At 39.2% G+C, this 14068-nt stretch carries 13 protein-coding genes; 6 read left to right on the top strand and 7 right to left on the bottom strand.

Features of this window, described 5'->3' with window-relative positions; translation table 11 throughout:
• Positions 1 to 6 precede the first annotated feature (6 nt).
• Positions 7 to 3105 (top strand): efflux RND transporter permease subunit, encoded by a 3099-nt coding sequence (locus tag BMW38_RS13070; protein WP_092708779.1) that lies wholly within the window; start codon positions 7 to 9, stop codon positions 3103 to 3105.
• A gap of 58 nt (positions 3106 to 3163) precedes the next feature.
• Positions 3164 to 4879, top strand: coding sequence for a proline--tRNA ligase (locus BMW38_RS13065; protein WP_092708776.1), 1716 nt, complete (start codon positions 3164 to 3166; stop codon positions 4877 to 4879).
• 55 nt (positions 4880 to 4934) lie between these two features.
• Here BMW38_RS13065 and BMW38_RS13060 read toward each other — a convergent pair whose 3' ends face one another.
• From BMW38_RS13060 to BMW38_RS13045, 4 genes are all read right to left on the bottom strand, one after another.
• On the bottom strand, positions 4935 to 5276 hold the full coding sequence (locus tag BMW38_RS13060; RefSeq protein ID WP_092708773.1) for a YegP family protein: 342 nt from the start codon (positions 5274 to 5276) through the stop codon (positions 4935 to 4937).
• Between the two features lie 211 nt (positions 5277 to 5487).
• A complete protein-coding gene (locus BMW38_RS13055; protein WP_092708770.1) occupies positions 5488 to 5832 on the bottom strand; it encodes a zinc ribbon domain-containing protein YjdM in 345 nt (114 codons plus the stop codon).
• Between the two features lie 91 nt (positions 5833 to 5923).
• Positions 5924 to 6280 carry a DUF488 domain-containing protein gene (locus BMW38_RS13050; protein WP_092708767.1) on the bottom strand — a complete coding sequence of 119 codons (357 nt, stop codon included), beginning with the start codon at positions 6278 to 6280 and terminating at the stop codon, positions 5924 to 5926.
• 142 nt (positions 6281 to 6422) lie between these two features.
• Positions 6423 to 6875 carry an SRPBCC family protein gene (locus BMW38_RS13045; protein ID WP_092708764.1) on the bottom strand — a complete coding sequence of 151 codons (453 nt, stop codon included), beginning with the start codon at positions 6873 to 6875 and terminating at the stop codon, positions 6423 to 6425.
• A 39-nt stretch (positions 6876 to 6914) separates the two neighbouring features.
• Between BMW38_RS13045 and BMW38_RS13040 the strand changes: the two genes are divergently transcribed.
• The 4 genes from BMW38_RS13040 to BMW38_RS13025 all read left to right on the top strand — a co-directional run bounded on the left by BMW38_RS13040 (position 6915) and on the right by BMW38_RS13025 (position 9682).
• A complete protein-coding gene (locus tag BMW38_RS13040) occupies positions 6915 to 7031 on the top strand; it encodes a hypothetical protein (RefSeq protein ID WP_092708761.1) in 117 nt (38 codons plus the stop codon).
• A 59-nt stretch (positions 7032 to 7090) separates the two neighbouring features.
• Entirely contained in the window at positions 7091 to 7813 is a 723-nt protein-coding gene (locus BMW38_RS13035) for a CAF17-like 4Fe-4S cluster assembly/insertion protein YgfZ (RefSeq protein WP_092708758.1), read from the top strand.
• A 148-nt stretch (positions 7814 to 7961) separates the two neighbouring features.
• Positions 7962 to 8672, top strand: coding sequence for a DsbC family protein (locus tag BMW38_RS13030; RefSeq protein WP_092708755.1), 711 nt, complete (start codon positions 7962 to 7964; stop codon positions 8670 to 8672).
• A gap of 185 nt (positions 8673 to 8857) precedes the next feature.
• Complete coding sequence (locus tag BMW38_RS13025; protein ID WP_092708752.1) at positions 8858 to 9682, top strand: tetratricopeptide repeat protein; 825 nt, start codon at positions 8858 to 8860, stop codon at positions 9680 to 9682.
• 34 nt (positions 9683 to 9716) lie between these two features.
• Here BMW38_RS13025 and BMW38_RS13020 read toward each other — a convergent pair whose 3' ends face one another.
• The 3 genes from BMW38_RS13020 to BMW38_RS13010 are packed head-to-tail and all read right to left on the bottom strand — an operon-like array spanning position 9717 to position 13987.
• Positions 9717 to 10640 (bottom strand): AEC family transporter, encoded by a 924-nt coding sequence (locus BMW38_RS13020; RefSeq protein ID WP_092708749.1) that lies wholly within the window; start codon positions 10638 to 10640, stop codon positions 9717 to 9719.
• 56 nt (positions 10641 to 10696) lie between these two features.
• Positions 10697 to 11806, bottom strand: a complete 1110-nt coding sequence (locus BMW38_RS13015; protein ID WP_092708746.1) for an NADH:flavin oxidoreductase/NADH oxidase — start codon at positions 11804 to 11806, stop codon at positions 10697 to 10699.
• Between the two features lie 9 nt (positions 11807 to 11815).
• A complete protein-coding gene (locus BMW38_RS13010) occupies positions 11816 to 13987 on the bottom strand; it encodes a TonB-dependent receptor family protein (protein ID WP_213031160.1) in 2172 nt (723 codons plus the stop codon).
• Positions 13988 to 14068: the final 81 nt, after the last annotated feature.

Here is a 14068-nt window from a genome sequence, read left to right as displayed (position 1 = left end):
TAGCGTATGTGGTTTACTCGAATCAGTGTGAAATACCCCGTTTTTACTATTATGATGATGATCAGCTTAATGGTACTCGGGTTAGCTTCTTGGAAACGGATGACCGTTGAGGAGTTTCCAAATATAGATTTCCCATTCGTAGTAGTCACTACAGAATATGCTGGTGCATCGCCTGAAGCTGTCGAATCAGATATTACTAAAAAACTCGAAGATCAAATCAATACGATTTCAGGCATTAAGCAAATTACTTCACGTTCAAGTGAAGGTTTTTCGATGGTCGTTGCAGAGTTTAACCTTGATACATCTTCAGCCATTGCAGCACAAGATGTTCGAGACAAAATTGCTCCCGTCACAGCACAGTTCCGTGATGAAATTGATACACCAATTGTACAGCGCTACGACCCTTCCTCTAGTCCAATTATGTCAGTCGTATTTGAATCTACTAGCATGAATTTGGCTCAATTAAGTTCATATGTCGATAAACGGATCGTGCCTCAACTCAAGACCGTTTCAGGTGTCGGTAATGTGAATTTATTGGGGGATGCCAAACGACAAATACGAATAAAAATTCTTCCTGAGCAATTGCAAAGTTACGGTATTGGCATCGATCAGGTCATTAATACGTTAAAAAATGAAAACATTGAAGTTCCTGCGGGAACCTTACAACAAAAGAACTCTGAACTGGTTGTACAGATTCAATCCAAGGTTATTCATCCCCTTGCATTTGGAGATTTGGTGATTGCCAATAAAAATGGTTCACCGATTTTCTTAAAACAAGTGGCAACTGTTGAAGACACTCAAGCAGAACTACAATCAAGCGCTTTTTATAATGGTAAAACGGCTGTCTCTATTGATATTTTAAAAAGTTCCGATGCCAATGTAATTCAAGTCGTCGACAAAACTTATCAAACTTTAGAGAAATTAAAAGCTCAGATGCCTGCGGGTTTAAATTATAAAGTCGTAGCCGATAGCTCTAAAGGAATTCGTGCTTCAATTAAAGATGTTGCCCGCACTATTATTGAAGGTGCCGCGTTAGCAGTTTTAATTGTTTTATTATTTTTAGGCTCTTTCCGCTCTACCGTCATCACGGGTTTAACCTTACCCATTACCCTTCTTGGAACCCTAACTTTTATCTGGGCTTTTGGGTTTAGCATTAACATGATGACGCTTTTAGCCCTATCACTCAGTATTGGCCTATTAATTGATGATGCGATTGTCGTTCGGGAAAATATTGTAAGACATACAGAACTTGGCAAAGATCATGTCACAGCTGCCCTTGAAGGGACAAAAGAAATTGGTTTGGCTGTACTCGCAACTACGCTGACCATTGTGGCAGTCTTTTTACCTGTTGCTTTTATGGGCGGATTGATTGGACGTTTCTTTTATCAGTTTGGTGTAACAGTGAGTACCGCTGTTCTAATTTCAATGTTTATTAGCTTTACGCTCGATCCAATGCTTTCTGCTCACTGGAAAGATCCGGTCAAGAAAAAAGATAATTGGCTACAACGGTTTTTTGACCATATTTCTAATTGGCTAGATCGACTTAGTCATGTGTATGAAAAGCTATTAAAACTTGCTCTACGCTTCCGTTTCATTACGGTTATTATTGCAATCGCTTCATTATTTGCTGCATTAGGACTTTCTAAACTCATTGGAACTGAATTTGTACCTACTCCAGATAAAGGTGAAATTCGGATTCAGTTCGAAACTCCTGTAGATGCTTCTTTGGAATATACCCAAGCAAAACTCCATCAGGTTGACCAAATTATCAGGCAATTTCCAGATGTCGTTTCAACTTATGGTGTTGTCAATAGTGGGGTTGATTCTGGTAAAAACCGCGCCGGTTTGGGGGTTACCTTAAAGCCGAAACAACAGCGAAACAAGGATCTTAATGCGCTCAATAATGAATTCCGTGATCGGTTGCAAACTGTAGCGGGCATTCGCGTTACATCTGTTGCCGCAGCACAAGATTCTGTCTCGGGCGGGCAAAAGCCAATCATGATTTCTATTAAAGGGACAGACTTAAATGAACTACAAAAAATTTCAGATCGTTTTATCGCTGAAATGGAAAAAATTAAAGGTGTAGTCGATTTAGAAAGCTCTTTGAAAGAACCAAAACCAACTTTGGGTGTTCATATTAATCGTGTACTGGCAAGTGATTTAGGCCTATCTGTTTCACAAATTGCCAATGCGATTCGCCCCTTAATTGCAGGTGATAATGTGACAACATGGGAAGATCGGGATGGTGAAAACTATGACGTTAATGTTCGTTTAAACGAAAATAAACGTATGCTTCCGCAAGATGTGCAGAACCTATATCTCAACTCAAATAAAACCAATGCCAATGGGCAAAACATTTTAGTTCCACTTAGCGCAGTGGCAACAACCGAAGAAAAACTCGGTGCTTCACAAATTAACCGACGTGATCTTGAGCGTGAAGTACTCATTGAGGCAAATACATCTGGGCGACCTAGTGGTGATATTGGCCAAGACATCGATAAAATGCAAAAGGCGTTTAAGCTACCTACGGGCTATACATTTGATACTCAAGGTGCCAATGCCGATATGGCCGAATCTGCCGGATATGCATTAACAGCAATTACCTTATCAATTGTATTTATCTATATTGTTTTAGGTTCTCAGTTTAATAGCTTTATTCATCCTGCTGCGATTATGGCCTCTTTACCATTGTCACTGATTGGCGTATTCCTTGCCCTCTTCTTGTTCCAAAGCACACTGAACCTGTTTTCGATTATTGGCATTATCATGCTGATGGGTCTTGTCACTAAAAATGCTATTTTGCTTATCGATTTTATTAAGAAAGCGATGGATCAGGGTGTCAGCCGTTATGATGCTATTTTACAAGCTGGCAAAACCCGTTTACGCCCAATTTTAATGACCACAAGCGCCATGGTGATGGGTATGGTTCCTTTAGCTTTAGGTCTTGGCGAAGGCGGTGAGCAAAGTGCACCAATGGCTCACGCTGTGATTGGGGGAGTGATTACCTCTACCCTATTGACTCTTGTGGTTGTACCCGTCATTTTCACTTATCTAGATGACTTGAAAAACTTTATGCTGCGTCAAACTCGACGATTCATGTCATAATGCAGCGATTATCGTATAATCTGCGTTTTTATAACGCTTAACTTTTAGGACTTTTTCCATGCGCGCAAGCCGCTTTTTATTTGCAACGTTGAGAGAAACCCCAAATGATGCTGAAGTGATTTCACACCAGCTCATGTTACGTGCGGGGATGATTCGTAAATTGGCATCTGGTTTATATACATGGCTGCCGATGGGAACACGTGTGCTTAAAAAAGTAGATGCTATTGTTCGTGAAGAAATGAACCGTTCAGGCGCAATGGAAGTATTCATGCCCGTGACTCAACCCGCAAGTCTTTGGGAAGAATCAGGTCGCTACGAACAATACGGTCCTGAGTTATTACGCTTTAAAGATCGCCATGCGAACCCATTTGTACTTGGACCAACGCATGAAGAAGTTATTACGGATATGGCGCGTAACGAACTCAAAAGTTATAAGCAGCTTCCTGTAAATTTCTATCAAATTCAAACCAAATTCCGTGATGAAATTCGTCCACGTTTTGGTGTAATGCGTTCACGTGAGTTCATCATGAAAGATGCTTATTCTTTCCATGCAACTCAAGAATCGTTACAAGAAACTTATGACGTGATGTACGACACATACAGCCGTATTTTCACTCGCTTAGGCTTAGACTTCCGCCCAGTACAAGCAGATACAGGCTCAATTGGTGGTTCAGCTTCACATGAATTTCACGTTTTGGCTTCAAGTGGTGAAGATGACATCGCATTTTCAACTGAATCTGATTATGCGGCAAACGTTGAAATGGCTGAGGCTGTTTTAGTCGGTGAACGTGCAGCCCCTACTCAAGAACTAAAATTGGTTGAAACACCAGATCAGAAAACGATTGACGATGTATGTCAGTTCTTAAATGCTGATCCTAAGCAATCTGTTAAAGCATTATTGGTTCAAGGCGTTGCTGACGAGAAAGGTCAGGTTCCTGTCGTTGCTCTATTTGTACGTGGTGACCACGAACTTAATGAGATTAAAGCTGAGAAGCATCCTTTAGTGGCTGCGCCTCTTACTTTTGCAACTGAAGAACAACTTCAAGCATTTGGTTTAACTGCTGGTTTTACAGGTCCACAAGGTTTAGTCGAAAAAGGCTTAACCGTGATTGTTGACCGTGCTGCATCTGTTCTTTCAGACTTCGTTGCTGGTGCAAATGAAGCTGACAAACATGCAGTAGGTGTAAACTGGGAGCGTGATGCACAAATTACCGAAGTTTTCGATTTGCGTAATGTAGTTGAAGGCGATCCATCTCCAGATGGTAAAGGCACACTACAAATTAAACGTGGTATTGAAGTAGGCCATATTTTCCAACTTGGTACTAAATACTCTGAAGCTTTAGGCTGTAAAGTTTTAGGTGAAGATGGCAAACCATTTACAGTAACCATGGGATGCTACGGTATTGGTGTAACACGTGTTGTTGCAGCTGCAATTGAACAAAACTACGATGACAAAGGCATTATCTGGCCACAAGCCATTGCACCTTTTGAAATTGCAATTGTTCCAATGAATGCGCACAAATCACCACGTACTCTTGAAGCAGCAGAATCTCTTTATGCAGAGCTTCAGACACAAGGTTTTGATGTGTTGCTTGATGACCGTAACGAACGTCCAGGTGTTAAATTCTCTGACCTTGAGTTGATGGGTATTCCACACCGTATTGTGATCGGTGAAAAAGGTCTGGATGCTGGTACTTTTGAATATAAAGGCCGTCGTGATGCTGAAGCGAGTAATTTAACTAAAGAAGAACTTTTAGCTAAGTTAGCGCGTTAATAAATACATAAATAAAAAAGCAGCTTTTAGAAGCTGCTTTTTTTTAACTTAGTTTTTATGCCTGAACTGTTAAGTCCTTGATGGTCGTTGATGAACCATTGGTTTTAACAGACTCAATTCCTTTATCTCGCGAAGCTTCACTCGCATAGAACTGACTCGTTCCAATAATCTGATGATTTGCAGCTTTTAAATTGAAATAAGGCTTTCCATTTTTTGCAGTTAAACGCTCATATCGCGCGTCATCACCACTGTTTTTTTGAATTGATTCAATACCATTTGCAGCAGAAGCTTTTGCCTTATATAGCTCACTATTTAAAATAGGTTCACCATTTCCTGCCTTTAAGATAAAGCGGTATTGACCATCACTCGCTTGTGAAATTTCGTACCATCCTGCCATAAAAACCTCATTTTTTTGTTGGTGTGGGTATGACTTTCGTTATTATTCTGGACGAAAGTTATTCGTTATTTATGACAATATAAATGGGCAATCATTCTTTGAATAGCCCATTTTTTATACTTTTTCGTAATAAAATTATAATGATGTTAGGAATTTAAAAGATAGAGATATAGACGTATATCCCTACCGAAATGTAATGAAAATTAACAGTTTAAGCTTTTTTTACAAATTCAGATTTTAATTTCATCTGACCAATACCCTCGATTTTACAATCGATGTTGTGGCCATCACTTGCATCTGGAACTAAGCGAATCGTTTTTACTTTAGTGCCTACTTTTACCACTGAAGAAGAACCTTTAATTTTTAAATCTTTAATTACAGTTACGCTGTCGCCATCAGCTAAAATATTTCCATTAGCATCTTTAATAATTTCTTGTTCTTCAGTTGCTGAAGCATCCCCTTCTTTCCACTCGTTTGAGCATTCAGGACAAATCAATAAGTCGCCATCTTGGTAAGTATATTCTGATTGGCATTTTGGGCAGTTTGGCAAAGACATGAAAAAAATCTCAAAAAGTATATTATGCGAGATATGACTCATTTTTTAAAGTTTTAAATAAAACACTTTTACCCAAAAAAAATTTATACATTCATTTTGAGTTTTTGCTTAATAAATATTCTTTCAAAATAATTGCATGGTTATTTTCAAGATCTTTTGCTGAATATAAAAGCGTAACTGTATGTTCTGCTGCGATGTGTTGTAGCTCTTCAACTGCGGAGTTGGTTTCAAGCTCTTTTAAATAGCGCTGCTTAAATTCTTCCCAATGATCTGGCGTTGCAGCATGGAACCACTTGCGAAGTTCAGTTGAAGGAGCCACTTCTTTTAGCCACAAATCTAAATGAGCATTTTCCTTACTAATTCCCCTACTCCATAGGCGGTCAACTAAAATACGCTTTCCATCATTAGGGTCAACATTTTCATAAATTCGTTTAATTTGGATATCCATAGTCTTTCTCTGCGTAAGGTTTATATTTTAGCCCTATAAAATCATTCAATATTTTTTTCATTTTGGATAGATCTGATAAAAGAAAAGTGAGTAGATTTAGCTCCACTCACTTTTTAAATATTGAATTAAAATTTGAGAAGGTTTACTGATCAGGAATATCCGCTTCTATCAACAAAGTTAGTAAAGATAAAGATTCTTGCCACCCCAAATAGCACGCTTCCACAGGGATAACTTCAGGTATGCCTTCTTGAGTAATATTTACTTCTGTACCCACCAATACCGTTTTTAATGTAATGGTGACCTGCATGGTCCCGGGTAAATTAGGGTCATCAAATTGGTCGTTATATCGAATTAATTCATTTGGAACTAACTCAATATAGGTTCCACCAAAAGAGTGAGTTGAACCTGTCGAAAAATTGGTAAAACTCATTTGGTATGAGCCACCCACACTTGAATCAAAACTATGAACCTTTGCGGTAAAACCATGAGGTGGTAACCACTTTACTAAAGCATCCGGATCTAAAAATGCACGATAAACACGCTCGGCTGGTGCCTTAAATACTCGATGAAATTTCACTGTACCTGTTGCCATCACTATTCTCCTTATTCTAATTTCCTTTAAATTATCGAAATTATGCTTATTAGCTTAAACCTTCAGATTCATCCAAACGTATATTTTTGGTGTTTTTTTAAACAAAAAAGCTATCTTTTATGCAAAATCAAATTACGAAAACTATGGCTGATTTTTTAGTAAAAATGGAGCAAAATAGTCAGCAATCATAAAGAAACATATTGAATTTGAGATTAATCATGAGTCTACTCGCTTTCTCCTCATATGCTTTAAACGGTGTAGATGCACAAAAGTTTTTACAAGGCCAAGTTACTGTAGATACTGAACGTTTAGCTGAAAATGAAACACGCTATACAGCCATCTGTGATCTTAAAGGTCGTATCCACTTTGGCTTGTGGTTAAAAAAGATTAATGCTGAAAGTTTTGAAATCGTAGTTGCTCAAGATCAAGCAGAAGAGTTTGCCAAGCATATTAAAAAATTTGGTGCTTTTTCGAAAATGACTTTGAGTGAACAAGGTCATGCTTTTCCAAAAATCTCTGGTCATCAGACTGAGTTTTCTGCACTAGAAACTGATATTTCTGAATGGCAAAAACAAGCAATTATGACTGGCCAAGCTTGGATTACACAGGCAACTGAACATGAGTTTCAACCTCAAGAATTACGTTTGCACCAACGCGAAGGCGTTAATTACGATAAGGGCTGTTACCTAGGTCAGGAAATTGTGGCGCGCCTTTGGTTTAAAGCAAAACCAAAACACTGGTTACATCTAGTGCAAGGTACAGGTGAAGTACCTGCGGCGAAAGCTCAACTACATAACGATGTTGAAGTGGTCAATAGTGTTGCAAATGATGAAGGCTATCTTGCTTTAGTCGTAGCTAAACCTGCTGCTCTAGAAGAGCTAGGACTTCAAGTTCTAGATTTACCTGAAGCTTTAAGCGGTGATGTTGCCAGACCACAATAACTCATTATTTGTTTGATTAAAAAGCCCACCTCTACACTTGTGGGCTTTTTTATAGATACAAAATACTAATGAACTCGTTAAATTAGAACGTCAATTTTTTAAGTTTTATATGCCATCATTAACCCTGTTGAAATTAAAGAGAAAAAAGATGAAGACTAAACTTGCTACACTCATGTTGAGTTTGGCTATTTTCGGTTCTGCTCATGCTGATGTTAAAACACTTGAACAAAATCTTAAGACAAATTATCCCGATTTGCCTGTAAAGGGTGTTTATCAATCTCCTGTACAAGGCATTTATGAAGTGTATACAAGTGGTCGCATTGTCTATACCAACCAAGATGCCAAATATTTTTTTGTAGGTAATTTAGTCGACATCAAACAACAAAAAAATATGACTGATGAGCGAATTGCTGAATTGGGTAAGATTGATGTTAAAAGTTTGCCACTCAATCAAGCGATTAAATATGTAAAAGGAAAAGGCGAACGCACGATCTATATCTTTAGCGATCCTGACTGCCCATATTGCCAACACTTAGAACAAAATATGGTTGGAGTAGACAACGTAACGGTATATGTCTTCCTTTACCCTCTTACCAGTCTGCATCCGAACGCCGAAAAAGTTTCAAATCAAATCTGGTGTTCAAAGAATCCGGCAGAGGCATGGACCAACTATATGCTTAACCGTAAGTTACCTACGACCAGCAAAAACTGTTCGACACCAATCCAGAAAAACATAGCTTTCGGTAATAAATTAAATATTGATGGAACACCTACTCTATTCTTACAAGATGGTCAAAGAATCGCGGGTGTACCAAGTGATGCTAAACAAATTGAAGCATTACTCCAGACAGCAAAATAACAGTATCACCCACTCTGTTTTATTAACGTGAGTGGGTATTTTTTCTCCACAATTTGCCCAAAGTGCAGTGCTTTATATACAAATCGGCTGTTTACTTTCAGCGTTCAAGATTTATGATGAGAACTTGAAACTATTTTAATGCATCAACGGAATGATGTAGCTACGAAGTAAAAGGTTAAAAAGAAATGAAGAAATTACTAATCGCAAGCCTAATCACCTTTTCAAGTGCATCAATTTTTGCAGCAGATAATACTGCCGCTGCTGCTAAAACAGATGCTTTTAAACAAGCTGAACAACTCTATGCAGCCAAAAATTACCCAGCTGCATTTCAGGAAATGCAACGCTTAGCTCAAACGGGTAATGCCCAAGCCATCTATAACTTAGGTTATATGACTCAAACGGGGCAAGGCACAGCAAAAGATTCTTCTAAAGCCCTCAAGTATTATGAAGATGCATCTAATAAAGGCTACGCACAAGCGAGTTACACACTCGCTCAAATCTATGAGACAGGCGAACTAGGAGTTGCCAAAGATAGCAACAAATTCAGTCAATATATTCAAAAAGCATCGGCTCAAGGGTCGGATGATGCAACTGTAAAAATTGCTACGATTTTATTTGCTCAGAAAAAACCGCAATCACATCAAATTGCTCTTCAGAAGTTAGCGCCTTTAATTAGAAAGGGTAACTACCCTGCGATTCAGGTAAAAGCGCTTTATGATATTAGCCAAGGTGTGGAAAATAAAAACCCACTCATGAAACGCCAAGGCATTGAGTCCTTACAATCAATTGCACAAAAAGGTTATGCACCAGCTTCTATGGCTTTAGCGACCATGATGGCCAATGGCAATATCATTCCACAAAATTTGCCACAGGCTAAAAAGATTTTTACTGAGTTAGCTAACCAAAATGTTCCCAATGCTAGAGAATCTTTAGCTTCAGTTGATAAAATTATTGCAGAAAAAAGTAAACAACCAGCCACTGCTCCTGCACAACCAGCCCCGAAAAAATAGTGAATAACTTAAGCCCCGCAAGGGGCTTTTCAATTTACCACCACAAAGCGATAAGTCCGCTCACCCCAATAAAACCAACAACGGTACTAATCATTAAAGGTGTTAAGGCCTTTTCATTTAAGCCATATGCTTGTCCAAAAATTCCAAAAGCAATTGGCATCGGTAAAGCAGCAATTAATGTTCCTGCGTAAAGCATTTCACGGCTTACATCTGGAGTGATTAAAAAGAGAGCAAAAATAATAGATGGCATCAGGATAACTTTAAATGTCGCCAACAAAACACTTTGCATGTTTACTGTTGTAATTCCAATCCCAACTAAGCTTCCCCCAATTGCAAACAAAGCCAAAGGTGATGCCGTGCGCCCAAGTAACTCTAAAGACTGATCAAGAGTCGTAGGAAGGTTAACATCTAAAAGAATGCATCCCATCCCAACCAAAATAGCGATAATCACTGGATTCTTGAGTAAATTCAAAAAGGTTTGTTTTAAAAGTGGTGTAAGATTTTGTTGTTGATGTAAGCCAGCTTCGGCCAAAATCAGCATGAGTGCCACAATCAATAAATTTTCAATGATGAGTGTTAAAGAAATATAGATTGCTGCATGGTTGCCAATCAACATAGTCAAAATAGCAGTTCCCATGAATCCAGTATTGGACATAGAAGCGCCCATCGCGATTACGGCACTATGGGTTAAACTATTTTTAAAATATTTTCGATAGAGAATAAAAGCTAAGAAAAATAAAATTAAAGAGCCACCGCCATAAGCAATAAAATAAGCAGGATGCCAAATGTCTTGTAAGTTTTTATTTGCCAAGGAATGAATTAAAAAAGCTGGCAAAGAAATTTTAATCACAAATGCGCTAAGTGCCCGGATCTGTTCAGGCGTTACCAATTTGATGAGAACACAAACATAGCCCATCAATAGCAATATCAAGATAGGCAAAATAACCTGAAAAACCACCGAACGACCTCACTCATCTAAAGAAAAACGGGCAAAGATGACTTTGCCCGATACAGTTAAAAAGAATTAAAAAGCTGTTTTACCCCGTGAGGTTGGCAACGTAAATATTGAGGTGCTATTTTAACTTCCGCGCCTAAAGCTGCTGCTGCATGCCAAGGCCATCTTGGGTCATATAACATGGCACGAGCAAGACCAATTGCATCGGCCTGATGCGAAGTAAGGATACTTTCTGCTTGTTCAGGTTCGGTAATCAGTCCTACAGCAATGACTGGAATAGTTACATGTTTTTTCACTTGTTCAGCAAATGGAACCTGATAACCAGCACCAATCTTAATAGATTGATGTTCGTGTAAACCACCACTAGACACATGCACATAGGCTGCGCCCAATTGCTCTAAAGCTTTTGATAAACCAACGGTAGATTCAACATCCCAGTGTTCTACACCGTCTAACCAGTCGGTCGCAGACAATCTAACTCCCACTGGATAACCAGCAGGAACAGCCAATTTAATTGCTTGAAGAACCTCAAGGGCCATGCGCATACGGTTTTCTAAAGAACCACCATATTCATCTGTACGCTGATTCGCAATTGGCGATAAAAATTGATGTAACAAGTAACCATGCGCAGCATGAACTTCAATTAACTCAAACCCAGCTTCTACAGCACGTTTTGCAGCGGCAGCAAAATCTTGTTGAACTTGTTTAATTTCATTAATGGTTAAAGCATGCGGTGCTGCATCATGAACGGAAAAGGTACTTTCACTTGGGGCAACCGTTTGCCAACCATGTGGCTGATCTTTTGCAATCTGTCCTTTCCCTAACCATGGTTTTTCAGTAGAAGCCTTACGACCTGCATGTGCTAACTGAATTCCAAATGGCATGGGTGAAAGTGTACTAACCTTACCTAATAACGTTTTGATTTGGTCACGTTGCTGATCATTCCAAAGTCCAAGGTCCGCATAACTAATACGTCCTTCAGCTTGTACAGCAGTCGCCTCTACAATACAAAGCCCTGCACCAGACAACGCATAATTTGCCCATTGCTGCTCATGCCAATAGGTCACTTCACCTTCATCTGTTGCCGAATATTGGCACATTGGGGCAATTACAATTCTATTGGCCAGTTGTAATGAACCAAAGTTAACCGTTTCAAATAATTTTGCCATTTTTAATTCCTAGAATTGTTTAATTACACGTAAACCTGCACTCCAGTTACGCCCGTCAGCGGGTTCAAAGTAGCGTCCATTCCCATCATTTACGATTACTGAACCTGCATAGTTTTTATCAAATAGGTTATCAACACGAACAAAGCTATTTACTTTCCAGTCGCCCATCACCCATGCATAACCAACATTAGCTGAGGTTACACTGTAGCTTGGCGCTGCGTCACTATTAGTATCATTCACGTATACTTTATCCATATACTGTACATCTACACCACCATATAGACCCTGTGTAGGTTGCCAAGCCAAAGAGGCATAAGCCTGATTTTTAGCAATACCTGGAATGGAATTCCCTGATGAAATTTGAGCAACACTTCCTGAGGCTGGAATATCCGCATCAAAGGTTGCATCTAAATATGTATAGCTTGCAGTCGCGGTGAAATCTCGCCATAACTTTTTATTCCATGCAAACTCGATGCCTTCACGTAAGGTTTTATCTGCATTACGGAACGTTGAACGGCCGTTAGAATTCCCTGCTGAAACAATGTCATCTTTGGTTTTAGTCTGGAAAACTGCCAAAGTAAAATCACCTAAATGATTTTGTGACTTTAAGCCTGTTTCATAGGTATCACTCGTTGATGCTGTTAAATCAAAATTAAAACCGCTCAAACCATCTGGACGATATGCCATTTCAGTAAATGTCGGTGTTTCAAAACCTTTGGCATAACTCACATAGGCCATGAGTTCAGGTAAAATTTGCCAGCTTAAAGCAGCAGAAGGCAAAACTTTATCGTAATCAGTTTTATCGCTATCGTCGCCATTACTTAAATAGCGATCTTCCGACTTATAATGGACATTGCTATAGCGCACACCCGTATCTAAACGCCATGTTGGTAAGAACTGCCAAGATGCTTGTAAGTATGGGTCGATATTCCACAAAGTATTATCTTCATCACGGCGTAAATTACCTTTGACACCATAAGAAGGCTGCCCGTTTACTAAGTTAAAGTTTTCAAAGCCTTTGCGGTCTTCATCCATGCTATCGAGTGCAACACCCACGCTCACAGTCGTATTTGGCAGCAGCTCTTTACCCGTCCAACGGAAATCAGCACCATAATAATTACGCTCAAAATCAATGATTCCACCAGCATTATTTTTATTTAACTGGGCACTATTAGGGATACATTCTTTTGTATCTTCTTTAAATGCACATCGTGGAATAGATTGATATTGAGTGACTTGGCGATTACCCACATAGGCCATGGCATAGAGTTCATGATGGTCATTAATCGGCTTAAACCATGTCACCCCAGTTTGGGTTTGCTCAATATCTTTACGGACATTAAAGTTTTTATCACGTATATCTGGATCAATTTGTTTCGGATTTTGTTGCCACAAATCTCTAGTTAAACCCTGCGGGTCATCTGCATGAATTTTTACATAGTTGGTTACCCAGTTGATTTTGCTACCATCATCAAGATTCCAACTGAGTTTTGCATTGTTTAATACTTTCTCTGCACCGCTATGTTCTCGGTAACCATCGGTATCGAAATATGATGAACTAATAACATAACTTGGTTCATTCGCACCCTTTGCCCCACCTTGTAGCACGAGCCCAGCTCGGCTTTTATCATGGCTGCCTCCCGAATAACTCAGCTCAATCGAGTCTTTACCCTGCCCTTCTTTAGTAGACGTTAAAATCGTCCCGCCAGATGAGTTTCCGTAAAGCGAAGAAAAAGGTCCCGTTAACACTTCAACATGGTCCAGACTACTTAAATCGATATTAGAGGTTTGGCCTTGTCCATCTGGCATCGTTGCTGGAATACCATCAACATATAGGCGAATACCTCGAACACCAAAAGTAGAACGTGCACCAAAACCACGCATGGAGAGCTGTAAATCTTGTGCATAATTTTCACGATTACGAATCTGTAAACTCGGTATACCTTTTACAACTTCAGTTAAATTTACTTGTGAGGAAGTATCCGCTTGAGGCGCATCAACTCTAAAAACTGAAGCTGGTGTTTGCAAATAGGTTGTGTCGGTACGCGTTGCTTCCACATGTAACGTTGGCAATACCGTAATGTCTTGGGTTAAGTCTTCTGCCCAAACAAGTGGGCTAGAAATACAGCCCATACTCATCAAAATACAGTAATGAAGTCGGTCTAAGCGTAATAAGGACATGCTTATTTCCTTTATTTATATTGTAGTTATGATAACAAAAAGCAGTGTCTTGTCTGGATATAGAATTTGCTCTGCATTGTT

The organism is Acinetobacter sp. yr461 (assembly GCF_900110445.1).
GTDB classification, from domain to species: domain Bacteria; phylum Pseudomonadota; class Gammaproteobacteria; order Pseudomonadales; family Moraxellaceae; genus Acinetobacter; species Acinetobacter calcoaceticus.
Note: the sequence above shows the minus strand (reverse complement) of the source record. Positions and strands in the feature narration are given on the sequence as shown.